At 34.7% G+C, this 24,965-nt stretch carries 22 protein-coding genes; 3 read left to right on the forward strand and 19 right to left on the reverse strand.

Translation table 11 applies throughout. The features are described from left to right. Nucleotides 1–82: 82 nt before the first annotated feature. The 14 genes from CN692_RS11890 to CN692_RS26155 form a co-directional block, all read right to left on the reverse strand. The gene (locus tag CN692_RS11890) at nt 83–1,231 is read right to left on the reverse strand and encodes a sugar ABC transporter substrate-binding protein (protein WP_257131660.1); all 1,149 of its coding nucleotides are present in this window, start codon (nt 1,229–1,231) and stop codon (nt 83–85) included. 593 nt (nt 1,232–1,824) lie between these two features. Then, entirely contained in the window at nt 1,825–3,366 is a 1,542-nt protein-coding gene (locus tag CN692_RS11895; protein WP_098119379.1) for a response regulator, read from the reverse strand. A 24-nt stretch (nt 3,367–3,390) separates the two neighbouring features. Further along, nucleotides 3,391–4,806, reverse strand: a complete 1,416-nt coding sequence (locus CN692_RS11900; RefSeq protein WP_098119380.1) for a sensor histidine kinase — start codon at nt 4,804–4,806, stop codon at nt 3,391–3,393. Continuing rightward, nucleotides 4,796–5,788, reverse strand: a complete 993-nt coding sequence (locus CN692_RS11905) for a sugar-binding protein (RefSeq protein ID WP_098119381.1) — start codon at nt 5,786–5,788, stop codon at nt 4,796–4,798. The genes CN692_RS11900 and CN692_RS11905 overlap by 11 nt, the downstream gene beginning before the upstream one ends. Nucleotides 5,789–6,102: 314 nt before the next feature. Further along, nucleotides 6,103–7,479, reverse strand: coding sequence for a purine-cytosine permease family protein (locus CN692_RS11910; RefSeq protein ID WP_098119382.1), 1,377 nt, complete (start codon nt 7,477–7,479; stop codon nt 6,103–6,105). Nucleotides 7,480–7,810: 331 nt separating this feature from the next. Continuing rightward, nucleotides 7,811–9,655, reverse strand: a complete 1,845-nt coding sequence (locus CN692_RS11915; RefSeq protein WP_098119383.1) for an ABC transporter ATP-binding protein — start codon at nt 9,653–9,655, stop codon at nt 7,811–7,813. Further along, a complete protein-coding gene (locus tag CN692_RS11920) occupies nt 9,645–11,390 on the reverse strand; it encodes an ABC transporter ATP-binding protein (protein ID WP_098119384.1) in 1,746 nt (581 codons plus the stop codon). The genes CN692_RS11915 and CN692_RS11920 overlap by 11 nt, the downstream gene beginning before the upstream one ends. A gap of 59 nt (nt 11,391–11,449) precedes the next feature. Continuing rightward, nucleotides 11,450–11,803, reverse strand: a complete 354-nt coding sequence (locus CN692_RS11925) for a hypothetical protein (RefSeq protein ID WP_098119385.1) — start codon at nt 11,801–11,803, stop codon at nt 11,450–11,452. Between the two features lie 211 nt (nt 11,804–12,014). Then, the gene (gene galE / locus CN692_RS11930) at nt 12,015–13,004 is read right to left on the reverse strand and encodes a UDP-glucose 4-epimerase GalE (protein WP_098119386.1); all 990 of its coding nucleotides are present in this window, start codon (nt 13,002–13,004) and stop codon (nt 12,015–12,017) included. Between the two features lie 44 nt (nt 13,005–13,048). Beyond that, nucleotides 13,049–13,933: a UTP--glucose-1-phosphate uridylyltransferase GalU gene (galU, locus tag CN692_RS11935; RefSeq protein WP_098119387.1), complete on the reverse strand. Its 885-nt coding sequence runs from the start codon at nt 13,931–13,933 to the stop codon at nt 13,049–13,051. A 2-nt stretch (nt 13,934–13,935) separates the two neighbouring features. Continuing rightward, the gene (locus CN692_RS11940) at nt 13,936–14,340 is read right to left on the reverse strand and encodes a GtrA family protein (RefSeq protein WP_098119388.1); all 405 of its coding nucleotides are present in this window, start codon (nt 14,338–14,340) and stop codon (nt 13,936–13,938) included. Continuing rightward, on the reverse strand, nt 14,337–15,308 hold the full coding sequence (locus CN692_RS11945) for a glycosyltransferase family 2 protein (RefSeq protein WP_142317524.1): 972 nt from the start codon (nt 15,306–15,308) through the stop codon (nt 14,337–14,339). The genes CN692_RS11940 and CN692_RS11945 overlap by 4 nt, the downstream gene beginning before the upstream one ends. 17 nt (nt 15,309–15,325) lie before the next feature. After that, complete coding sequence (locus tag CN692_RS11950; protein WP_098119389.1) at nt 15,326–17,683, reverse strand: ArnT family glycosyltransferase; 2,358 nt, start codon at nt 17,681–17,683, stop codon at nt 15,326–15,328. 20 nt (nt 17,684–17,703) lie between these two features. After that, nucleotides 17,704–17,841: a hypothetical protein gene (locus CN692_RS26155; protein WP_179874425.1), complete on the reverse strand. Its 138-nt coding sequence runs from the start codon at nt 17,839–17,841 to the stop codon at nt 17,704–17,706. A 50-nt stretch (nt 17,842–17,891) separates the two neighbouring features. Here CN692_RS26155 and CN692_RS11955 point away from each other — a divergent pair, with 50 nt between their 5' ends. The 3 genes from CN692_RS11955 (at nt 17,892) to CN692_RS11965 (ending at nt 20,504) form a co-directional block, all read left to right on the forward strand. Beyond that, on the forward strand, nt 17,892–18,578 hold the full coding sequence (locus CN692_RS11955) for a response regulator transcription factor (protein WP_098119390.1): 687 nt from the start codon (nt 17,892–17,894) through the stop codon (nt 18,576–18,578). After that, nucleotides 18,575–20,065, forward strand: coding sequence for a sensor histidine kinase (locus CN692_RS11960; RefSeq protein ID WP_098119391.1), 1,491 nt, complete (start codon nt 18,575–18,577; stop codon nt 20,063–20,065). The genes CN692_RS11955 and CN692_RS11960 overlap by 4 nt, the downstream gene beginning before the upstream one ends. 184 nt (nt 20,066–20,249) lie before the next feature. Continuing rightward, nucleotides 20,250–20,504, forward strand: coding sequence for a hypothetical protein (locus CN692_RS11965; protein ID WP_098119392.1), 255 nt, complete (start codon nt 20,250–20,252; stop codon nt 20,502–20,504). A 205-nt stretch (nt 20,505–20,709) separates the two neighbouring features. Here CN692_RS11965 and CN692_RS11975 read toward each other — a convergent pair whose 3' ends face one another. The 5 genes from CN692_RS11975 to CN692_RS11995 all read right to left on the reverse strand — a co-directional run. Beyond that, nucleotides 20,710–21,789 (reverse strand): CPCC family cysteine-rich protein, encoded by a 1,080-nt coding sequence (locus tag CN692_RS11975; RefSeq protein ID WP_098119394.1) that lies wholly within the window; start codon nt 21,787–21,789, stop codon nt 20,710–20,712. 166 nt (nt 21,790–21,955) lie between these two features. After that, nucleotides 21,956–22,456, reverse strand: a complete 501-nt coding sequence (locus tag CN692_RS11980) for an ABC transporter permease (protein ID WP_098119395.1) — start codon at nt 22,454–22,456, stop codon at nt 21,956–21,958. Nucleotides 22,457–22,664: 208 nt separating this feature from the next. Continuing rightward, nucleotides 22,665–23,552: a phosphate ABC transporter permease PstA gene (gene pstA, locus CN692_RS11985; RefSeq protein ID WP_098119396.1), complete on the reverse strand. Its 888-nt coding sequence runs from the start codon at nt 23,550–23,552 to the stop codon at nt 22,665–22,667. Next, nucleotides 23,549–24,445 (reverse strand): phosphate ABC transporter permease subunit PstC, encoded by an 897-nt coding sequence (pstC, locus tag CN692_RS11990; RefSeq protein WP_098119397.1) that lies wholly within the window; start codon nt 24,443–24,445, stop codon nt 23,549–23,551. The genes pstA and pstC overlap by 4 nt, the downstream gene beginning before the upstream one ends. A 76-nt stretch (nt 24,446–24,521) precedes the next feature. Further along, nucleotides 24,522–24,965, reverse strand: a 444-nt coding sequence (locus tag CN692_RS11995; protein ID WP_179874426.1) for a substrate-binding domain-containing protein, incomplete at its 5' end; no start/stop codon positions are given.

A 24,965-nucleotide genomic window follows, 5' to 3' on the forward strand; every position in this document is an offset into this window, starting at 1 on the left:
CTATCCAGTCTTGATTAAATTGAATAATTAACAAAATAGTGACGGTTAGACCATCACTATTTTGCATTGTCTCTTATATTAATTACTTCAATCCAGTGAAGTCTGAAGCACTATAGTATCCAGAATCAACTAAGTCTTTCTTCACTGTGCTTTGATCAACAACAATAATATCTGTTTGTTTTGTTTTAATATCAGCTTTACCATTGTTTGTAACGCCTGAAGCATCAGGTGTTTCATTTTTTAAGATTGAAGTTGCAGTTGAGATTGCATCAGTAACTAAAGTACGAACATCTTTGAACACAGTCATAGATTGTTTGCCATCAATGATGTATTGTACAGAAGCTTTTTCAGCATCTTGACCAGTAATAATATATGAAGATACATCTTTATCAGATTTAAACGTATCAGCGATTGAACGAGCAGTTCCATCATTTGGAGCTAGAACTAATACATCACCTTTGTCAGCTTTTGTAGCTTTTGTTAAGTTAGATGAAGTTAAGTTTTTAGCAACGTTAAAGTCCCAGTTAGTCGTAACTTGACCGATAATTTTAGCTTGCTCATCACGAGTTAAATCAGCTTTAGCTTTTAAGCTATTTGCAGCAGCAGAGTTTTCAACTTTGAATGTACCATCAGCAATTTTTGGTTGAAGAACTTTCCAAGCACCTTGGAAGAATAAGAATGCATTGTTATCAGATGCAGCACCTGCGTATAGGTATAAAGGTTGACCTGATTTACCTGAAGCATGGTCTACAAGATATTGTGCTTGTGCAGCACCTACAGCAACACTATCAAATGAAACATAGTAATCAACAGCGTCAGTACCTGTAATTAAACGGTCATAAGAAATAACTTTAACACCAGCAGCTTTTGCAGCTTCAGCTGAAGCAGCCGCAGCAGCGCCGTCTTGAGGACAAATAATTAAAACTTTGATGCCTTTTGCGATTAAAGAATCAACGTTTGCTTTTTCTTTAGCAGAGTCACCTTGTGAGAATAAAATTTCAACTGAATAATCTGTATCTTTTAAAGCATTTTTAAAGCGAGTTTCATCTTGAGTCCAACGAGGCTCATCTTTTGTAGGTAAAACGATACCGATATCAACTTTACCATTTTTGCTTTTCTTACCAGCAGAACTACTATCACCTGATGTTGAAGAAGTTCCACATCCAGCAGCAAGAAGAGTCATTACTAAAATTACTGAAATTATTGAAAAAATCCTTGTTAACTTTTTCAAAGTATTTCCCCCTTTTTTTCTGGTTACGCTTACAAATTAAGATTATCATGTTTTCAATTGGAAACGCTTACCCATTTCCTTCACTCTTTTGTCTATTACCTGTACTAATTTACCTCACCACAGAAAACGGTTACATTCAGAATATTAAAACTAGCACTTTTTAAACTTTAGGACATATTAGTGCAGAAAATTTCAATTCTAATTATGTAATAGACTGATTGTAAACACTAAAAAATACTAGATAATTAGAAAAAATAAAACATAACGACTCTTGATCAAGCGGTCGATTAAAGCTGCTGGATTTGTGCATAAAAGGGGGACTTTTGTTCATAAACCGGTGAGTTGATGCTATTTTGGTTGGTGGACCAAAAATAGTTTAGTATCTCGGGGCAATTATTGTACTACCACGCTAGGCCTACCCTAGAGTTTTCATCTCCATAAAAAAACCTTTCCTCGACATAACGTCAAGAAAAGGTCGCAACTTACTCTTCTACTAGTATAAATTTATTGTATTTATAATCGGACAAACTTCATCATATTGAAAGTTTGTCCCTCTTTTTAGATTATATATGAGTACATTTATCAGTAATTCTTCAAATATTCATTAAAACTTTCTTCCTATATTCTTTCGGAGATTCATTCGTACATTTTTTAAACACTCGGCTAAAATAATTCGGATCATTATAGCCAACTTGGTAGCAAATTTCTTTTAAGTTCAATTCTCTATTTTCCATTAATTGTTTTGCCTTATTAATTCTTAAGTTCATTAAATAATCACTGAAAGTCTCAGCCGTTTGCTTTTTAAATAATTTACTAAAATAAACTGGATTTAATTTTAAATAGTTGGCCACTTGCTCTAGCGAGATATCCTCTATGAAATGTTGAGCCATGTATTCTCTAGCCAATACCATCATATGATTCGTTTTAATTTCTTTTTCACGATCGATTTTTGTAATTAAATTAATGATTTGTTGCTCCACGATCATCTTCAACTGATTGAGATCGTCTATATCTGGGATATGGAATTTCTCAACATCAATCGATGAATTGCGGAGAGATTGAAAAATTTGATTAAAAAGAGAATTTAATTCTGTTCTCACCTTTAAAACATGATAATTAACGAATCTTTCATATAAATGATTGAATTGGTTCATCACATCTTCTAAATCAGCTTTTCTAAAAGAATCGATAAGAATTTGCTTTTCATCATCTGATATACTTAAAGACACTCTCTCTGAATATTGACTAACCCGCGCTAGTTCATTGCAATCTAAGCTTGCTTGCATTGCCTCATTATATGATTTCTTAAATCCTTCAATTCCTTGATTTAAGGACCCTATACCAATTACCGTTTTATGACCAGTTTGATTTTCAATATACTCAATCGTTTTTAAAGCATCTTGATAGAATACTAGCTTTTGGAGATTGTCTTCACGCTTCGGTTGAACTGGTATAAATATAGCTAATTGACCATCGACAACTGGACTAATTAAACAATCTCTCGAAGATTTTATAAAATGCCTAACACATTCATAAACACGTCTTTGTTCTTTATCATTTTGAATGATTTCTTTTGGCAATTTAATGACACTCGCATAACCGTACTCCATCTCAAATCCTAGAATCCCAGACAATTGATTCACATTCAGTTCTTGAACAGTATTAAACATTAACATTAATGTATATTCATTTTCAGTTAAAGGTCGTATAAGTGATAAATTTTCAATAGCCTCTAATTCTTGTAATCTCTTTTTATGATCATCTTCAATTTCATCGATCATCTTTTGCAGCAAAGAGATGATATGGTCCTTTTTAGCAGGCTTTAAAATATAATCCTTCACACCTAATGAGATTGCTTCTTGTGCATATGTAAAATAGTCATATGCAGTGACCATGAATATTTTCGTGTCCGGCAGTTTTTGTTTGATTACTGAAACGGCTTCAAGCCCTTGAATACCTGGCATTTTTATATCCATAAAGATAATATGGGGCTGGTATTCAATTGATTTTTCGATCGCAATTCTTCCATTCCCAGCTTGTTCAAATTGAAACCGATTAGGCATTGATCGATTTATCATCAATTCAAGTCCCTCACGCTCTAATGGTTCATCATCCACAATTAATAACCGATACATAGGTTACCTCCTTCAATTATAAAATTATGATGTGACAGGTAGTTTTAAAATAATGGTTGTCCCTTTATTTACTTCACTTTTAATATCAACAATATCTTCTTCTTCATAAAATAAGCGCCAGCGTTTAAAAACATTTGTTGTACCTAATCCTGTTGAGCTTTTTTGAGAGATAATCGGCATAGATGAACTTAATAGCGCTTCTCTAGTTTCTTCCTTCATACCAGCACCATTGTCGTAAATCTCAATGAAAATATACTTATCAAGATTCTTGATCGTAATCCCTATTACAGCACCTTGTTCCATCCCTTCAATACCATGTATAAATGCGTTTTCAAGAAGTGGTTGCAATGTTAAACAAGGAACTTTATGCCCTAAGCAAGATTCCTCAATATTTAATTCGAAACGTACACGATCTCTAAATCTTGCTTTTTGAATTGAAAAATATTCTTCTGCATTTCTTACTTCATCCAAAAGAGTTACAGGCTCGTCTAATTTTCGTAAATTATAGCGCAACAAATTCGAGGTTGATACAGTTAGATCACTCGTTTGTTCAGCCCCTTCGATATAAGCTAGCTTAGAGATAACGTTTAATGTATTAAACAAAAAGTGCGGGTTAATCTGACTTTGTAAGGCCTTTAATTCAAGCTCCTTCACAAGTCGATCCTTCTCTACAATTTCAATATTTTTAATCATTAAATTACTTAAATTCTTTGACATTTCATTGAGGATTTTCCCAAGAATACCAATTTCATTATTTTGATACAAAGTAGGAGGAGCTACATTAAAATTCCCCTTTCCAATTTGCTTGGCCATATAAACTAGACGGTTAATCGGAATAACAATACTTCTTGAGAGCCAAATCGCAAACACAATGCTAATGACTGTCGTAATAACAAACAGCTGTACACCTAATTGATTCATAGACTGAGTATTTGCAATAATCTTTCGAAAAATAGGCTGATAATTACTAAGCTCTAAATCAACTAAATTTTGACTATCCTCTCTAATAAATCCTGCTATTTTCTCTATATCGCGGTATTGATCTGTATAGCTTGAAAAATTTTGAGAGACAAGATTGTCTGTAATTGAAGATTCTAACGCTAAAAATGAATCAATCATATGAGTAAAATTCTCTAATACCAGTTGATTATTTTTTGTAGCATTATGCGTTAACAATTCCTGTTTTAATTTTTGCAGATTGCTTCTATGCTGGATAATTGAACGATAGTTCTTAGGTTGTGGATTTATTATATAACTACTAACTAAGCTTAAATTCTCTTGGGTTTCTAAAGAGATTTGCTTATATAAAAATATTTTATTAATCATTAAATTATAACTCTCTTGAACCTTCTTTCCATTTTCAAAAACAAAAAACGAAACTAGATTCAATAAAATAACGAGAATGGGGATAAAAATAAATAATTTCGTTCTAATTTTCAACGTTTCTCCTCCTGATCAACGTTTCTTTCGTCACCACCTCGGTTGGTGTAAAATTTTCTTTATGAATAGCTTTTCCATGTAATGAATCAATCAACAATCCCACAGATTGATAGCCCATTTCATATGGTTTTTGAATGACAGTTGCTTTAATTGAATCATCTTGTACTGCTTGAAGTGTACCTTCAATATTATCAAATCCAAATATCTCAACTTGGTTTAGCTTTAAATTTTTTGAAGCATTTAAAATTCCAATTGCATCTAGTGCACTTGTACCAACCATAATAGAAATATCTTTATTATTTCGCATCATATTTTCAGCTTGGAGTTTTGCTTGAATGATTGATATATTAGAGGACTCAATTTCCTTTACTACTAAATTCGGATTTTTTTTAACAACATTTAAAAAACCATTAAGTCTCGCCTGCTGACTTTCTGATTTTTCACTCCCAATGATTACGCCAATTTTCCCAACTCCGCCTGTTTCCTCTACAACAACTCTTCCTAATTGCTCCCCAGCGTTAAAATTATTAGTACCGACATAAGCAATACGCTTACTTTTTGGCGCATCTGTATCGATTGTAATAACCGGAATATGTTGTGAAACCGCTTTATTAATTACGGGCGAAAAAGTATTCTCATCAAGACTTTGTACGATAATTCCATCTACCTGAGAAGCAATTGCTTTTTCTAATAATTTAATTTGCTCTTCCGGACTTGTACGTAAAGGACCAATGTATTCAACATTTACTCCGTATTTTTCTGCGGCAACATCTGCTCCTTCTTGTACTTTCCTCCAGTACGGATTATCGAACTCTTGTGAAATAAGGACAAAATGAAGTTTCTTTTTCGGCTCTACTTCTCGATCCTGTAATTTTTGAACTGAGTTTTCAATATTTCGAGCATTTATTTCAAAATGAATAAGTACATAAACAAACAATAAAAAAAGTACGCTTAAAATAATCGACCATTTCTTTTCTTCCATGTCGTCCCCCAGTCCTATATTAAAATAGTACATTTTGATTATACAGTTTACAAGCCTATTAGATTTACAATTTTTTCCCTCGCCAAAAACAAATTAATTTAGTGCCATATTGACGTTGAAAAATATGTAATAAAAATCCCATTAAAAGAGATCATTCTTAATTTGTTATTTCCACATAAAGAAAACTCGCCCATTGGCGAGCCGTCAGGTGAATACAGAGGCGTAGTTGCACTTAAGTCGACATTTTTTCATCGTTTCCCATTTTAATATGTAACAAAAAGCTCCTCATTTTTTTGAGGAGCCTTCTTTACTATTTATATCGTTTCATTTATTTTCTTACTATTAATTGAAGATTTTCTTTTTCGTTTTGTAGGTAAATAATAAAATAAGAAAGGAATTAATAAGCCGACCACCCAAGCAATATCTGTACCGTTTAATGCTTTAGCGATAGGTCCCTCATACATTTCAGCATTTACGAAAGGAATTTCGAGAATCACCGCAATGAAATAAGAAATAATGGCTGTCCAATTAAATCTCCCATATTGACCATTTACATTAAAAACGTCCTGTATGTTAAATTCACCCATACTCAATAAATAATAATCAATTAAATTAATTGCAGTCCATGGCACCATAAAATAGGATAACAATAAAATAAAGCTTTCAAAATTATGTAAGAAGTTCCCTTGACCCCAAATAGAAAGTGATGTGCCTATAATTACTGTTATAAAAACCAACCAAAAACGTGTTTTTTCTGTACCTTTTAAACTTGTAAATGCTTCAAGAGTTGTTGTAATGGACATAAACGCTCCATATAAATTCAGTACATTTACAGCTAAAACTCCTAAAACAATAACGATATAAATGATTAATGAGAATCGGTTTCCAACCAAATTAGCAAGCCCTGTACTTGAGTTATCTAAAAACTTAGGAATCGCTAGACTTAACAAAACACCTAATGACATCATCCAAACAGTTCCGATTACTGTACCTGCATAAGTATAAAAAAAGGTTTTTGCTGATGAAGTATTCGTTGGTAAATATCTTGAATAATCTGCCACATATGGTGCATACGTTAACTGCCACGTTGCTGCAATACTGACCATTAATAAAAAAGGACCAATTTCAACATGTCCAATTGAGAACATTTTTGAAGGCATAGGTAGACTTAGGGCCTTATACGTTACTATTAAAAAAACAATCGTAAAAATAATTGCAAAATACTTTTCCATTTTATGAATTAAGTCATAGCCAAATAATGTAATTAGTAGTGTAACGATACCAAGTAATACAATTCCAGCATTGACTGGTAAAGAAAATGCACTGCTAATCGCTTGAGCTCCTAAAACCCCACTACTCGCAAAGAATCCCATATACATCAGGATCACAATAACAAGAGGTACAACTGCTCCAATTACACCAAATTGTGCACGGCTTTGAATCATTTGTGGAATCCCTAGTTTTGGTCCTTGAACTGAATGTGAAGCCATAAAAATTGCTCCTAATAGATTACCGATTACAATGGCTGTTACGCCCCAGAAAAAATTCAGTCCAAATACAACTGCTAAAGCGCCAGTTACAAGTGTAGTAATTTGCATATTTGCACTAAACCAAATTGAAAACAAACTACGAGCATTTCCGTGTCTTTCATTCTCTGGTATAAAATCTAAAGTCCGTTTTTCAACATTCACATTCATTTCCCCCTTGATTCAAATATTCGTTTTACATACAAGCTGCAAATATATCCCGAATTATACACTATTTAGATTATTCTGAAAATAATAATTATACTATTTTAATAAATCTGATGGCAGGATAAAAGAACTCCTCGCTTGAATGAATTAAGTCTTTAGTAAACTAGGAATTTCGGTCCACGAATATAGTCACGAATACCTGGTGTATCACATACGTTGCAGCTGAGGAAGAAAATACGTCGATATTTTTGCCGCTTTGCTTATTTATTGTGCAAAAAAGATGACCCCCTTTTTATATCGGAGATCATCTTTATAAATTCATCTACCCTCAGCTCACATGTCCTTCTGCAAGTTGAGTATTATATAAATTTGAATAAAAACCATTTTGCTTCAAGAGCTCTTCGTGCGATCCTTTTTCAATAATTTGACCATCGTTAATGACTAGGATTGCGTCAGCCTCTCGAATGGTGCTAAGTCGATGAGCAATCACAAATGAAGTTCTTCCATTCATTAATGTTTTCATTGCTTCTTGAATATGAAATTCCGTTCTTGTATCAACGCTACTTGTTGCTTCATCTAAAATAAGAATTGATGGATTAGCAAGTACTGCCCTAGCTATTGTCAAAAGTTGTTTTTGACCTTGGCTTAAGTTACTTCCTTCCGCATTTAAATGCGTATCATATCCTTTAGGAAGTTTTCTAATAAACGTGTCCGCATTAGCTAAACGTGCTGCATTTTCCACTTCTTTATCTGACGCATCTAAACGACCATATCGTATATTATCTCGGATCGTTCCTGAAAAAACATATGCATCCTGTAGTACTAAACCGATTTGCTTTCTTAAAAAGTGTTTATCATATTTGTTAATTTCTTCACCGTCAATTAAAATCCTACCTGATTGGATATCGTAAAAACGCGTCAACAAATTAATAATTGTTGTTTTTCCCGCTCCGGTTGGTCCGACTAAAGCGATCATCTGACCTGGTGAAGCTTGGAAGGAAAGTTCTTTTAAAACAGATACATTTTGTGTATAGCCAAATTGAACGTGATCAAATATAACTTCACCTTTTAATTTTTTATCAACGATTTGATTCGTTTCTTCAAATGTTTCAGACTTCAAGTCTAGTATTTCAAATACACGTTCAGCTCCAGCAATAGCTGATTGAAGTAAATTATACTGATTAGCAAGCTGATTAAGTGGCTGGCTAAATTGGCTTGAATAGTTAAGAAAACTAACAATTACCCCAATTGTAATCACTTGTTGATATGCAAACACACCACCGACTACAGCAATAATAACGAAACTTAAATTTCGCATCGCGTTCATGATTGGTCCCATTGAGCCTGAAATGCTTAAAGCTTTTAAACCTACCACTCGTAGTCTTTCATTCATCTCTTTAAATTCTTCGATTGATTTCGTTTCACGTCCAAAAACTTTCGTCACTCTTAATCCCGAAATGCTTTCTTGGACAAATCCATTTACTTCTCCTAAACTCTTTTGTTGCTCTGAAAAATAATGACGAGTATATTTTGTAATTTTTTTCGTTATAAACGTGATTAACGGTACCGTTAAAAGTGTAATCAAAGTCATCCAAACACTCAAACTGAGCATCATCGCAACGCTGCCGACTAGTATAAATATACTTGAAATTAACTGGACTACTATTTGATTTAATGTAATTGATACATTTTCAAGGTCATTCGTCGTTCGGCTCATTAATTCCCCATGTGTCTTTTGATCAAAAAACGGAATTGGTAAACTTTGATATTTTTCAAATAGATCCTGCCTCATATCTCGCACTGTATTTTGCGATACACTTGAAGCGACATATTGCTGAAGCCATGTAGAAGCTGAGCCTAATAAATAGACAACAAGTAATACAAAGCTCAATAAAATTGCTCCTTTATACTTTTGCGGAACAATATAGAGATCAATGATTTTTCCTATTAAATAAGGTGCTAAGAGCATAAAACAAGAAGTTAAAGCAGTAGCAATAATGACAATCCATAATCCTTGGCGCTGCTTTTTTAAATAACTCCATATTCTAAATACTGTTGTCTTTGCATTCTTCGACCTAACTTTAGGGATTCCCTGATGGTGTTGACCTGGGCGAAAACTATTTTGAAAGAGGTTTGGTGAATTTTTCATATTCGAATTGTTGTTATTGGACATTGTAAACCTCCCTCTCACCATATTGGGATTTATAAATTTCTTGGTAAACCACGCATGTTTTCATTAATTCTTGATGAGTTCCGCTTCCTACGATGGCCCCATCCTCCATCACAAGTATTTTCTCTGCATTTACGACAGAAGAAATTTTCTGAGCGATTAAGAATGTAATGCTATCATTCATTAAATGACTTAAAGAATCACGTAGCCTCTTTTCCGTATTAAGGTCTAAAGCACTCGTGCTGTCATCTAAAATTAAAACAGGTGGTTTAATTAATAATGCACGGGCGATTGAAATTCGCTGTTTTTGTCCCCCAGACAAGTTGACCCCTCTTTGTCCGATTTTCGTTTCATAACCATCTGGTAATTTGGAAATAAAATCATGAGCCTGTGCGACTGTTGCAGCTTCTTCAATTTCCTCTTGAGTCGCATCCGATTTTCCAAATGCAATATTATCTCTTATTGAACCAGTAAATAAAAATGACTCCTGAAGTACCATTCCAATTTTCTTCCTAAGTTCTAAAAGAGGCAGTCTTTGAATATTTACTCCATCCATTAAAATCGATCCCGCTGTAACATCATAAAGCCTTGGGATTAACTGAACTAATGAAGTTTTTCCAGAACCAGTTGAACCAATAATTGCAATTGTTTCTCCTTGCTTTGCCTCAAAGTTCACGTCCTTCAAAATTGCTTCATCCTCATTTGATGAACTTCCATAAGAAAATCCTACTTGATGAAATTCAATCATATTACCTGAGACAGAAGTGTGATCTTGCTCTAGAGAATTTTCAATTGTAGGTCTTGTTGTAAGTACTTCTTGAATACGTTTTGCAGACACGCTAGATTGCGAAATATTTACAAGAATTGTGCTGACCATCAGTAAAGATGAAAGGACTTGCGTTACATAATTTATAAATGCAATTAAATCTCCAACTTGAACTGAATTCATTCGAACTAGATTTCCACCATACAAAAGAATTCCTACGAGACACATATTCATAATGAATGTAACAATCGGTGTATTCATCGCAATCACACGCGCAGCCTTTATAGCACTTTGCGAATAATCTTTATTTGCAATTTTAAATTGTTTCGTTTCGTAATCAGAACGCACAAAAGCTTTTACAACTCGAATTCCGGCCAAATTTTCTTGTAAGCGACTATTAACAGCATCAAGCTTTGCTTGTACATTCGAAAATAACGGGTAAGAAAATCGAATTAAAATAACTAATAGTACAACTAACACAAATAAAGTTCCCATAAGAATTAATCCTAGACGAGAGTTGATCCATATCGCCATAATAACACTACCGATTAATAAGCCCGGTGTACGCACAAGCGATTGCAATGCAATTCTTAATAGGTTTTGAACTTGCACAACATCATTTGTCATTCGAGTAATTAACGATCCCGTCTTATACGAATCAAGATTTTCAAAAGAGAATGCTTGAACTTTCGTAAATAGTCCATCTCTTAAATCTGCACCAAAATTTTGAGATGCTCGAATTGCAAAGTAATTACACCCTACGCCCGCTAGTAACCCCAATACAGCTACCAAAACCATTAAAGCACCAGTCTGTTCAATCGTATGGATATCATGTTTTACTAAACCAAGATTAACAATATCAGCCGCATATTTTGGCTGAAGCAAATCAAAAAACACTTCAAAAATCATAAATAACGGAGCAATTAAAGCAGATTTCCAATACGGCTTTATATAGCTTCTCAACCCCCACATGTTATCTCACCATCCATCAACAAATCCTCCTACAGCTTTCATCTCCCTACATCAAAGGGTCACTTTTCATCATTTTCGATTGACTCACTAGAATCCAATGCCGCCGTTTCATTTGTACTTTCACTTTTTTCCTCTAGTTCACTTTCGTGGATTTCAAACACTTTAACAAATTCATTAATTACCATATCTATAGCCTTTAACTCGCCAACGATAATTTGGTGAATTGATTGAAACTCTGGTGCATTTAACTGTTGCATTAATGTCGAACGCTTAATATTCATCATTTCTAAAAAACCGATTGCTCTTCTACGGCGGAAAGTTTTTGCCCCATTTCGGTGATGCTCTTTTCGTCTAGAGCCATCCCCACGGTGTTTTCCTTCTTTGTGATGATCGTTAAATTCTTCATTTCTCATTTATTAACCCCCTCATTTGTATACATTTGTATACACTAGTTCATTAACTATAACGTATACAAACGTATACAAAATGTCAAAGGATAACAATTTTAAATTTTCACATTTTTAATAATAAAAGCCCAATTTCTCCACATTATAATTGAGAAATCGGGCTTTTATTGACATTCGCTTATTCGTTTATAGTCTTTCATTTTCATATAATAGCTAGTTAATCCCCATATCCCCTTGGATGACTCTTATGCCAGTTCCATGAATCAGTAATGATTTGGCGAATATCGTTTCGCCTTGGATACCAGCCTAAAATTTTTTTAGCCTTTTCGGATGATGCAATTAGAATAGCCGGGTCACCTTGGCGTCTTTCTCCTATTTTCAGAGAGATTGATTGATTTGTCACTTCACTAACTGCATCAATGATTTCCTTTACTGAAAATCCTTTCTCACTCCCTAAATTGAAAACATTACTCTGTCCACCACTTATTAAGTAACTAAGCGCTAAAGTATGAGCACTAATCAAATCTTCCACATGAATATAATCACGAATACATGTACCATCCCGTGTGTCATAATCATTTCCAAATATAGTAATATGCTCTCTCTGTCCTAAAGCAACCTGTAAAATAGAAGGGATTAAATGTGTTTCAGGAGTATGGTCTTCTCCAATTTCACCTGTTTCTTTAGCACCAGCAACATTGAAATAACGAAGTGCAACGTATTTTATGCCATATGCTTGGTCACACCAATTCAACATTTTTTCCATCATTAACTTTGTTTCACCGTAAGTATTTGTAGGTTTCATTTCCAAATCTTCGGTAATTGGCATTTGTTTTTGCTCTCCGTATGTTGCAGCTGAGGAAGAAAATACAATGTATTTAACTTTAAATTCATTCATTACATCCAATAGATTTTGGGTACCATAAACATTATGATCAAAATAATGAATTGGGTTTTTCATTGATTCACCAACCAATGATTTGGCTGCAAAATGAATAACACCTTCAATCTTTTTCTGTTGAAATATTTCTCTTAAGAAAGATTTATTCCGAATATCTCCTTTATAAAAAATTGCATTTGGATGAACGGCTTTTTCATGGCCAGTATAAAGATTATCGATCACCACAACCTCCATACCCTTTTCAATTAACTGATAAACTGCATGTGAGCCAATATAGCCAGCACCACCTACAACTAAGATTCTCATCAAATGTTTCTCCAATCCTATTTTGTATCAATGACTTACTATATTTAAACGAATTTTGCACTCTCTTCTTCTATCAATCCTTTTAAATATGGTAATAATTGCGGATATAAATCTTCTCTCTGTAGACCGATTTCCATCGTTGCTTTTAAATAACCTAATTTATCGCCAATGTCATATCGATTACCTGATAGTTCTAATGCAAGTAATCCTTCTAGACCACAGCTTTTATGAAGAGCATCCGTTAATTGATACTCACCACCTGCTCCTTTTTCAAGCGATCTAAGAATAGTGAAAATAGACGGATTTAAAACATATCTACCCATAATCGCCATATTTGATGGTGCTTCCATTGGATTAGGCTTTTCTACGAGTCCAAATACGTCATGTACATTTTGTTTAATTTTGGATGAAGAGATAATCCCGTATTTATTCACGTCAGATGTTGGAACTGCCTTGACTCCGATAACTTGCTTACTAGTCTCATCGTACAAATTGATCATTTGCTTAAGTGCCGGTGGATCAGAAATCATAATATCGTCTCCGAGTAAGACTGCGAAAGGTTCATCACCAATAAATTGCTCTGCACACAATATGGCGTGCCCTAAACCTAAAGGTTCTCTTTGACGAATATAATGGATATTCGCCATTTCACTAATATTTTGGACAAGCTTTAGCGTATCTAGTTTTCCACCCATAAAGAGAGAATGCTCTAATTCTACTGATTTATCAAAATGGTCTTCAATTGATTTTTTATTTCTCCCCGTTACAATAATGATACTTTCAATCCCTGATTGAACTGCTTCTTCGACGATATATTGAATAGCTGGCTTATCAACGATTGGCAGCATTTCTTTTGCTTGTGCCTTTGTTGCAGGTAGAAATCTAGTTCCTAAGCCTGCCGCTGGAATAACAGCTTTTTTTATTTTCATTTTTAAATTCCTCCCACTTTAGACGAAGTAAATACCCAGTAACGACTTCCTACGTAATTCATTAATACACTAATACAAGTTGCCATTAATTTACTGGCTAGCACTGACAATCCAAACCACTCGCTACAAACTTTTAAAATTAATAGAGTGAGTAGTAATGTAATGACGTTAACGATCACAAAGCGCGTTTTTTCTTGAACGCTACTTTGATTTTTAGCTTTAAATGTCCACCTCTTATTTAGTAGATAACTATTCACTATTCCACAAGAGTACGAGATCATCTGCGCTACTAAATATGGAATATTCGTAACTGCATAAATTAGTAAAGTAAATACGATGAAATCTACTCCTGTGTTTATTAGCCCTACAATTCCAAACTTAACAAAACCTTTAAATTGATTTATCATAGTTGAAAATCAAGGTTATTTTTTGATTTCTCTTTTTCTAACCCTTGTAACTCCCGCACAATATAAAGTGGTCGACCTTTTGTTTCGTCATAAATTCGGCCAACATATTCACCAAGTATTCCAAGAATAATTAAGACAAATCCATTAAATAAAAGCATAATACTTATTAAGGAAGACCATCCTTTTATAACTGAATCAGTAAATAAAGCTAAATAAATGACGTAAATCATATACACAAATCCTAAGCTTGATAGAATTGCGCCTAAATAACCTGCGAGTTTTAAAGGTTTATAGGAGAATGAAGTGATACCATCCAAACAAAGCTTAATCATTTTTTTTAGTGGATATTTCGTTTCTCCTGCTAATCTCTCATCACGTTCATATTCAATTGCAGTTTGTCGGAAGCCCACCCAGCTTACAAGTCCCCGTACAAATCGATTATTCTCAGATAGCTGTTTCATTTCATCACAAACTTTTCGATCCATTAGTCTAAAGTCACCAGTATCAACAGGAATTGAGATGTCAGTAGATGCCCTTAAAATTCTGTAAAACATTGCAGCTGACCATTTCTTGAAAATAGTCTCACCATTACGCTTTAATCGTTTCGCATAAACAACTTCATACCCTTCCTTCCATTTACCAATCATGTCTATGATAAGACTAGGCGGATCTTGAAGATCCGCGTCAATGATAATCACTGCCTCACCTGATGCATAATCCATCCCAGCTGAAATCGCAATTTGATGCCCGAAATTCCTAGAGAAATCAATCAATTTCACCGTTTTATCCCAACTGCAATAATCCTTAATGATGTCAACCGAACCATCCTTACTTCCATCATTAATAAAGATCAACTCGTAAGAATCACCTGCACTGTTCATAACCTTTTTTAATTGTCTATATGTTTCCTGTATAACTGCCTCTTCGTTATACATTGGAATAATGACTGAATATTTAACTGCTGCCACTTTACTATCCCTCCTTTTTATAGTGAAACTTTATAAAGCTTCTTACTTCCTCCAGGGAAACCTAAACCAGTACTATTATCAGAATTAGACTGCCATTTATCAGAAGAAATCTCTTTACCATGTTTTTTAATCCAATCCGTAATTTCAGAGCTACCTCCGCGGCCGCCCATGCCATCAGATATCATAAAGTATTTAACTTTTCCTTCTTTCACTAATTTTTCAAGCTTATCAACTGTCAGAATTGGATCCGAACCAGAGAAACCACCCATTGCCATAACTGCTTTTCCAGTTTCAATAATGTAAGAAGCTGCTGTACTATAATCTGCAGTAGCAAATAAGAATTTCTCACCAGTATTATTTTTCGTCAAATATGCGTACGTTTTCTTATCGATTTGTTCATTGCCCATACCATTACTGTTCTTGTTACTACCTTGACCTGGCATACTTGGCATATTTCCTTGACTAGTTCCATCCTGTCCGCCTTGACCCGGCATTCCACTTGGCATATTTCCATCCTGCTGACCTTGACCTGGCGTACCATTTTGGGTATTTCCATCTTGACCGCCTTGACCTGACATTCCGTTTTGTGCATTTCCATCTTGCGCGCCTTGTCCGGGCATGCCGTCTTGCGCGTTTCCATCTTGCTGACCTTGACCTGGCATTCCATCTGGCATATTACCATTCATTCCGCCTGGTCCACCAAAGCCACCCATTGATGAAGTTGGTCCTGCTGCTGGTAACATGCTGCTTTGCCCATAAGTAATTGGCGTAAAAGCCCAGTACATAGGTCCAATTAGTAAAACGAAAAATCCAATAATCGCTGCTATAAATTGCATACGACTTCCACTTACCTTGATGATCGACAGCCAAATTGTTACGCCAATACCTAAAATTAAAATCGCAATTGACCAACCAATTCCAATAACTGAATCATAAGGATGAACGATGAACCATTCGAAAACCGCAGTAATAAAGATAGCCGCTGGCAGTAAGAACGATTTCCAATTTAACTTACTTTGATATAACTCAAAAAGCTTTGACCAACCCGCCCCAGCAAGAGCTGCTACTGGTGGTGCAAGCATGATTAAATAATATTGATGAAAAAATCCTGCAACACTAAAGAATCCCATTACTGGTACTAACCATGCCGTCCAAAATAATGCTTCCTTATGTTTCTGTGTAAAATTCTTCTTACGTAAATCGATAAAGATTCCTACTAAACCAAATAATACAAATGGAATCAACCAGCTCGCTTGTCCAGAAAGCTCTGATTGGAATAATCGGAAAGGTCCAGCTGTTCCTGTATTAAACATCCCGCTACTATTTTTACCTTTCGTTCCACCATCAAAATTTGGGAATCCTTCTGGCATTCCATTTTGCCCTTGAGTCGATTCATTAGTTGGAACTGTATTGTTTGAATTACTTGAAGTTGCATTGTTCGAATTATTCGAAGCTGTATTGTTCAAATTACTTGAAGCTGCATTGTTTGAATTATTAGCAGTACCATCATTTTGAGAAGCACTATTTTCCGTGCTACTTTGCGATTTACTTGTACTTTGACTAGGTTGATTTCCTCCGCCTCCATCCATGCCAAGTAAACGTGAAACGCCATTATAACCAAATGCAAGTTCAAGTACTGAGTTCGTTTGGCTACTACCAACATAAGGTCGTTTACTTGCTGGTATCGAATCGACAATTACTGCCCATGATAGTGAAACAGCAAGAAGGATCGATGTGGCTATCGCCATTATCCCAAGCTTCTTTTTCCAATTAACTTTTGCAGCTACCCAATACAGTAGATAAAACGCTGGTAAAACCATATACGCTTGAAGCATTTTTTCATTGAAGCCAACACCGATCATTGCGAAAGCAACAAGCACATACCATAATTTATTTTTCTTAAGTCCTTTAAATAGGAACCACGATGCAAGTAACAGTGTAAAGACAAGCATACTATCAATATTATTTGTTCGGCTAACTGCTACTAAAACCGGCGTAATAGCAATTGCCAATGCACTTAATCGAGCTGCAGTTTTACCAAATGTAGGCTTTACCATTACATATATTAAACAAACCGATCCTATTCCCGATAAAGCTTGTGGAAGAATGACACTCCAACCATGCAAGCCAAAAATATAAGCACTAATCGTTTGAATCCAAAATGTAACTGGTGGTTTATCGACCGTTACATATCCTCCTGGATCAAAGGATGCAAAAAAGAAGTTATGAAAACTTTGAAGCATACTCGCAACTGCCGACGTGTAATACGAATTTACGTATTTATCCGTCCAAATGTTATACCCGTTAAGAATTGCTGAAAGTAGTACGATTAAAACAAACGGGATATCTAATCTCGATTTCCATTTTGAAAACATTGTTAAATCACTCCTATAATTTAAATTTCAAGTTGCAACACTGTTGTTGCATCTTTGTGTCTTTGTTTACCTGTAACCATTTTGCCTTGTCTAACTGAATTCCCCATGAGTGCTAACTGAAAGTTTACTGAAAGCTTATTCGCTTCTACGAAATTCAAATTTATTTGTGCTAATATATGATTAAAAATTAGTATGGGAAGGTATTAATATGACATCAATAAAGGGGATAAAAATACTGCTTGTAGATGATGAACCACATATATTGCAATTTTTACAATTGGGACTTGAAAATGAAGGATTTATTATAGAAACCGCATCAGATGGCATGAGTGCAATCAATATCGCACAACAATTTAAACCACATGTTGCGATTCTCGATGTAATGATGCCTGGAATGGATGGATTTGAGACATGTAAAATGTTGAGAAAATTAGGACTTGATGTTGCCATCATCATGCTGACAGCAAAGGACGAAGTTGACGACAAAGTAAAAGGCTTAAAAATTGGAGCCGACGATTATGTTGCCAAACCATTTAGTTTCGATGAACTACTAGCACGAATTGAAGCTAGAGTGAGAAATCAATTCCCTAGCCTTTTTAGTGAAGTTGTTCTAGGACCGTTTCGAATTGACGATAAAAGGAAAGAAATTAACTTTCGTGAACAAGCCCTTGGGCTCTCGCCAACTGAATATGAACTCCTCAAATACTTAGTTTTAAACCACGGAATTGTATTAAGTAAGGCAATGATTTTAGATAAAGTGTGGGGCTATAATTTCGGAGGAGAAGAAAATATTGTAGAAGTTTATATCCGCTCGTTAAGAGATAAATTAAATGATAAGGAACACCGATTAATCCGAACACTTAGAGGTGCCGGTTATCGAATCGACTTAGTATGATAAAACAATTTAAAAGAATTTTTTCACCAAACTCACTTAAATATCAGCTATTTTCGAAGTCATTATTCATATTAGCTGTTCTACTATTATTAATAGGCGGACTCCAATTTATATTAATGAAGCAATTTATGTACCGAAATCAAGCTGAATCGTTAAATGCACAATTGCGCTCTATTCCTTGGGATGTACTCTCAAAGCAATATCCCTTACCAAATGGATTTCCCGATAAAACGAATAAGCCAATCGCAAAAGACCAAAATCCAAATAATCGAGTTTTATTTTTGCCCTATTTATCTTTAACGTTTATCGATCCGAATGGTAAATGCATTAATTTAGCAAAGGAAAGTAATTTAAACACTCCTTGTCTCACAAAGAATGAATATAAGAAAATAGAAACTAATTTTAATAATCGAACGCCTGTAGGATACCAAATAATAAAGAATGAAAAAGGTGTACAACAGCTAGTAGTTTTTCAACCATTTGGAGGACCTGACCATTTGGAAGGCATCGTTCAAATGGGAATTGAAACTACTCCAATAAAAGACGTTTTATTACAACAGCTTCTTATCTTCGGAAGCTTATCCTTATTAGCCTTAGCAGGTGGTCTCGCTCTTTATATTCCTTCACTTCGCCGGACACTTGTACCATTAAATAATATGGTCACTGCAGTAGAACGAACAAATGCCGGAAATTTAACCGAGCACTTCCCTGTTAATCAAGGACAAGAAGAGATTGATCGATTAGCTGAATCATTTAACAACATGCTAAAGCGATTAGAAACTTCATTCAAATCAGAACGAGAAGCAAAAGAACAAATGCGTCGCTTCATTGCAGATGCATCTCATGAGCTCCGTACACCATTAACATCAATCCATGGATTTTTAGAAGTACTATTACGTGGTGCCGCTAATAAACCTGAACAACTAAATGCAGCACTCAACAGCATGCTCGGCGAATCAACAAGAATTAAAAAACTAGTCGAGGATTTACTACTGCTAGCAAAACTAGACCGCGCACCAGAAATGAATCTAACTGACACTAGACTTGATGAACTAATGACAGAAATGGAACCACAGCTACGAATTTTAGCAGGTGAACGAAATGTCCACTTCGATTTAACAGCAAACATAAAAGGAATGTACGATCCAGATAAAATAAAACAAATTATCCTGAACCTTTTTCAAAATGCCGTACAGCACACCGATGCAACAAGTGGCAGCATTAAATTATCACTCGTTATTAATAGCACTCCTACCCCATGCGCCGAAATAATAATCAGTGATAACGGCCCTGGTATTGATGATTCACATCTACCACATTTATTTGAACGATTTTACCGAAGCGACAGCTCCCGTGCTAGAAAATATGGCGGCGCAGGGTTAGGCTTATCGATCACACAGTCAATTGTAGAGGCCCATGGCGGGAATATTATTGTGGAAAGTGTGTTGGGGGAAGGTAGTACTTTTATTGTTCAGTTGCCGATTTGATTTTTTGTGAGTCGGGTCGGGGCGGGTGCTGAAAGTGCGAACATGGAGTGTACTTTATTGATATAGTTGTGAACTTTGTTGATAAAGTAATCATTTTTGTTGATAAAGTGCCAGAATTTATTGATATAGTACGAAAATTTGTTGATATATTGTTTGAAGCCACCTTTTAGGGTGGCTTCTTTGTTTGATTTTGGATGGTTACTCTTATTTTATCGACGACTGGAAAGTGTATTGGGGTAAGGTGGTACTTTTTTGTTCAGTTGCCGATTTGATTTGTGCTGAGATTTTGGGCTGGTGCGTAAAATGCGAACATGGAGTGTACTTTATTGATAAAGTTGTGAACTTTGTTGATAAAGTAGTCATTTTTGTTGATAAAGTGCCAGAATTTATTGATATAGTACGAGAATTTGTTGATATAATGTTTGAAGCCACCTTTTAGGGTGGCTTCTTTGTTTGATTCTTGATGGTTAATCTAATTTATCAACGATTGTACTCCCTTATGAGCGACTTTCTCTGCTAAATAAGCCACTTTCATTGTTATATAGCCAACTTCTCTGCTTTTCATGTGGTGTTCACAAATCTTTCGCTGTGTATCAAGTTTAAAAATAAAAAAGGCAGCACTGAGAGCCGCCTTTAGATAGTACTTATTCTTTCTCACCATCTATATCTTCCAGATCACGTTTAATCTTTGATATATCTGTTTCTAAGCTTAATATATGCTTGTAACGATTTATTTTGATCCAATGTTCCTTATATTCAATTGAATCTTTTTTGTATTTGTCTAATTCATTAAAGGCACTTATTAATGCCTTTTTTGCTTCAATTACATTACTAGTTTGTTTAATATGACTATACATAATATAATTTTCTTTAAAATTCTTTCTTGCTTCGGCCATAAAAGAATTTTCGTTAGGTTCATCTACTTCAGTACCTTCTATGCAGTCTATTGATGTTAGATCCTCCCAGTTACAAAGTATACATATATCACAAACACAGCGCTCTTCTAATGTTTGATAACCACAACAAGGACAATTATATTTGAGATAATTCCCTTCTAATTCCTCATCATCCTCTATGTTGTTTTCAATTGGGGAAGGAACATGGTCAAGCCGTTCATTTAGAAGTTGGATCTCGTATTCTAGTATTTGTTGGGTAATCCCATGTGTAAAACCATCCCAAAAAGCCTGCGCTCTATCTTTTTTCTTTTCTATAAAATCAAACTGATCCCATTCTTCGGATGCAGCAGCCATTTCCTCGGCGTATAGGCTTTCGTAAGTTTTATAAATCTGATTCAGTCCTTTTTGTAGTTCTTCATTAATATAACTTGTAAATCGCCCTTCACTGTATGCGGATTCCAATAAACATAAGATTCTGATGATGTGCACTTGAAGTTGTGTAATGTCAAGGTTTCGTGGGATAATCGATCTTCCAGTATATAAATCATGCCATACAACCCTACTTGGTTGATGGCCACTTTCTTCATTATTCCAATTTTCCCAACAAAATTCCTTAATAGATGTAATTGCTTTCTTCACATATTCTCTCCCATCAATTACATCTTCCCAATATACTTCAATTCTTTCGGACTTTTGCATCATTCCATTCACTCCTTCATTTACCTTCTGTAGTTTAGAAAGAGTAATATCCATTGATACGCCACTAATTTTACTATATTGTGCTCCCTTATTATTGATACCTATCTTTAGAAAATCTTTATATTTCATTTACACCAAGATAAAAAGGTGCACAGAAAATCTCTGTACACATTTTTTTATAAAGCTAGCTCACATTTTCTAACTTAAACTGTCATTTTTGTTTCCTCAACCAGATAGATTAGATGAATTCACCTTAAGACTTCTCTTAGAATTTATTTTCCATCTTTTCTTAAATTTATGATGTTGGAGATGGAAATCTCGCAGCTTCAAAGTGAGTACTAACTTCACCATCGACATTTGCTTCGATACTTCCAGAGGTGCTACTTTGAGCAAATACTTCCACTTTATCCCTCGCGTTTAGTTTCAGGATTGATGAGACATTTACAGTATTTCCGAATAGTATTGGGCCGAAGAAATCATTATCAATCGCGATTGCAGGTTTTCCGTTCACGCGAAGCTCGATTCTTGCTCTATAATTAACATCGTTATTATTAGGGAAAAAACTAATCGTTGCAGAAACTAAATAAACCCCATTATTTCTTGGTCTAAATGTTGAGGTTAACGGATTATATTCAACTGCTAAATCAAATTGTTTTTTTTGATAGTTTACTTTCACAAAAGTATCCTCGGGCACCCTTAGACTTGTACTACTTACTGCTCTAAAGGCTGAGGCAATATTAATATTCTCTTCATTTGAATCATTGGAATCAATTGGCTTTTTTGGCTTTGGAGGCATAATGTTCACTTCACTCTCTTATAAACTTCTATATTATATAGAGACAAGCCTTAATTGTTTGTATGCATGTCCATATATGATAATTTTTTTAATGAAATTCGTAAGCTAATTAACGGTGAAGACAGAAGTGTAGCTGCACTTTTACCTAAAAATAGAAATATGCAAAAAGACCTCTACGGAATCTTCCATAGAGATCTTAAACTTTTCATTATCTTTTTGCCCCTGTAAAACGTCTATTTAAAAACTTTGCAAACACTCGAGCAAATAAATTAAATAGAAGAATCATGACAATAAGAACAGCAGCAGATTTCGTTGCGATTGATTGTGCATCTGGAACAATACCTTCTGAATTTAATTTCCAAATGTGAACTGTTAATGTTTCTGCTGGTCTAAAAATATTAAACGGATTCATCGGTGTATCTAATGGAGCAGCATTATTTAAAATTGGTGTTGTTAATCCAGCTGTATAAATTAATGCCGCTGCTTCACCAAATATTCTTCCTGCAGCTAAAATGATACCTGTAATTAATTGTGGAAATGCCGATGGAATACTGATTTTAACAATTGTTTGCCATTTTGTAGCACCTAATCCAAGACTACCTTCTTTACTACTTTTCGGAACATTTAATAACGCTGTTTCACTTACCCTTGTTAAACCTGGTAAATTTAAAATTGAGATTGCTAATGCTCCGCCAATTAATGTGTATCCCCATCCTGTTAGTGTTACAAATACTAATAATCCGAATAACCCTACTACGATTGATGGTAAAGAAGCTAATGTTTCAATACATAATCTTAAAAATCCTAAAAAACGACCTGGTTTTGCGTATTCTGCCATATAAATTCCAGCACCTACACCAATTGGAACTGAAATAATTAATGTTAAGACTAAGATATAAAAAGAGTTAAAAAGCTGTGGTCCGATTCCTCCACCTGCTTGTATATTACTAGGTTTTCCAAACAAGAAATTGAAATCCCAGAATCCCCAGCCTTTATAGATAATTTCACTTAACAAAAATAATAATAAAACTACAACTAAACCAGCGATTCCGTAAAGAACTCCAGTCCAAATTTTATCCATTTTTCTTGCGATCATGATTCATATCCTCCCTTTCTCCCAATTAAACGAATGAATAGAATAAAGAGGAATGAAATTAGTAGTAAAATCATTGCCAAAGTCCATAACGTATTATTCCATGCTGTACCATTTAATGTATTCGCCATATCCATTGTTAAAATTCCTGTTAATGTTGCTGTCGGATCAAAAATTCCATTCGGGAATTTAACTGTATTTCCAATTACCATCTGTACTGCTAATGCTTCACCAAAAGCACGTGCTAGACCTAAAACGATTGCTGTTAAAATATTTGTTTTTGCAGCAGGGATGATTGCTAATTTAATTGCTTGCCATCTTGTAGAGCCAAGTCCGTATGATGCTTCTAAATACGTTCCAGGAACAGCTCTCACAGCATCAGAAGCAATACTTGCTATTGTAGGTAAAATCATAACACTTAGAACAATAATCCCGGCAATTAAACTAAAACCTACTCCACCAACCAAATTTCTAAGAAGTGGAACTAAGATTGTTACGCCAAGAAATCCATAAACTACTGAAGGAATACCAACTAGAATCTCCAAAACTGGGATTAATACTTTTTGACCAAATTTAGGTGAGATAAAGTTCATAAAAACCGCTAATGCTATTGCAACTGGTGCAGCAATAATGACAGCACCAATAGATACTAGAATCGATCCAACAATAAAAATTAGTGCACCGTATGTCGGATGTTCTGCATTATTTGGGCTCCAATTTTTTGAAAATAATATATCACTTAACGATAAATGATTTACTGTAAACGATTGGATCCCCTTACTAACAATAAAGCCTATTATTGATATTGTAATCGCAACCATTAAGAAACCACATAAAGTTACAAGAGTTCTTCCAAGGTATTCAATTAGAAAAAAGTTTCTTTTTTTGAAATTCATGATAAACCCCTTATCATCCATTAATAAATTAGTTTAAAGAGTTGGTATAAAACCAACTCTCTTTTTTTATTTTTTTTTATTCTAAACCTGCCATTTTTGAAGCTGGGATATAGCCCATCTCAACTAATTTATTAGCAAACTCGTCTCCACTAATAAATTCGATATATTCTTTTACAGGAGATTTTGCATCGCCTTTTGTAATCATGTACTCATAAGAATAGAATGGGTAATCACCTGCAACGATATTGTCTGTAGAAGATTCTTTTCCGTCAATTTTAACTGTTTTTAATGCATCTTTTTTATCGCCAATTAAATATGAGTTAGCAAGATAAGAAATCGCACCAGGAGTAGAGTTAACAGCTTGTTCTACCGCACCGTTTGAATCTTGAACTGTTCCTACGCTATCGTTAATTTTAACGTCTTTCATAATTTTCTTTTCAAAAGCTGCACGAGTACCAGATGATGCTGGACGGTTAATTACATTAATTTTCTCATCTTTCCCGCCAACTTCTTTCCAGTT

The organism is Bacillus sp. AFS002410 (assembly GCF_002556365.1).
Classification (GTDB): domain Bacteria; phylum Bacillota; class Bacilli; order Bacillales; family Bacillaceae_G; genus Gottfriedia.

Coding starts and splice junctions, on each gene's coding strand:
- CN692_RS11895 (WP_098119379.1), bottom strand. CDS start 3,366: ATGTATCGGTTATTAATTGTGGATGATGAACCATTAGAGCGTGAGGGA.
- CN692_RS11905 (WP_098119381.1), bottom strand. CDS start 5,788: ATGGAAGAAAAGAAATGGTCGATTATTTTAAGCGTACTTTTTTTATTG.
- CN692_RS11915 (WP_098119383.1), bottom strand. CDS start 9,655: ATGTCCAATAACAACAATTCGAATATGAAAAATTCACCAAACCTCTTT.
- CN692_RS11920 (WP_098119384.1), bottom strand. CDS start 11,390: ATGTGGGGGTTGAGAAGCTATATAAAGCCGTATTGGAAATCTGCTTTA.
- CN692_RS11925 (WP_098119385.1), bottom strand. CDS start 11,803: ATGAGAAATGAAGAATTTAACGATCATCACAAAGAAGGAAAACACCGT.
- galE (WP_098119386.1), bottom strand. CDS start 13,004: ATGAGAATCTTAGTTGTAGGTGGTGCTGGCTATATTGGCTCACATGCA.
- galU (WP_098119387.1), bottom strand. CDS start 13,933: ATGAAAATAAAAAAAGCTGTTATTCCAGCGGCAGGCTTAGGAACTAGA.
- CN692_RS11940 (WP_098119388.1), bottom strand. CDS start 14,340: ATGATAAATCAATTTAAAGGTTTTGTTAAGTTTGGAATTGTAGGGCTA.
- CN692_RS11950 (WP_098119389.1), bottom strand. CDS start 17,683: ATGTTTTCAAAATGGAAATCGAGATTAGATATCCCGTTTGTTTTAATC.
- CN692_RS11955 (WP_098119390.1), top strand. CDS start 17,892: ATGACATCAATAAAGGGGATAAAAATACTGCTTGTAGATGATGAACCA.
- CN692_RS11960 (WP_098119391.1), top strand. CDS start 18,575: ATGATAAAACAATTTAAAAGAATTTTTTCACCAAACTCACTTAAATAT.
- CN692_RS11975 (WP_098119394.1), bottom strand. CDS start 21,789: ATGAAATATAAAGATTTTCTAAAGATAGGTATCAATAATAAGGGAGCA.
- CN692_RS11980 (WP_098119395.1), bottom strand. CDS start 22,456: ATGCCTCCAAAGCCAAAAAAGCCAATTGATTCCAATGATTCAAATGAA.
- pstA (WP_098119396.1), bottom strand. CDS start 23,552: ATGATCGCAAGAAAAATGGATAAAATTTGGACTGGAGTTCTTTACGGA.
- pstC (WP_098119397.1), bottom strand. CDS start 24,445: ATGAATTTCAAAAAAAGAAACTTTTTTCTAATTGAATACCTTGGAAGA.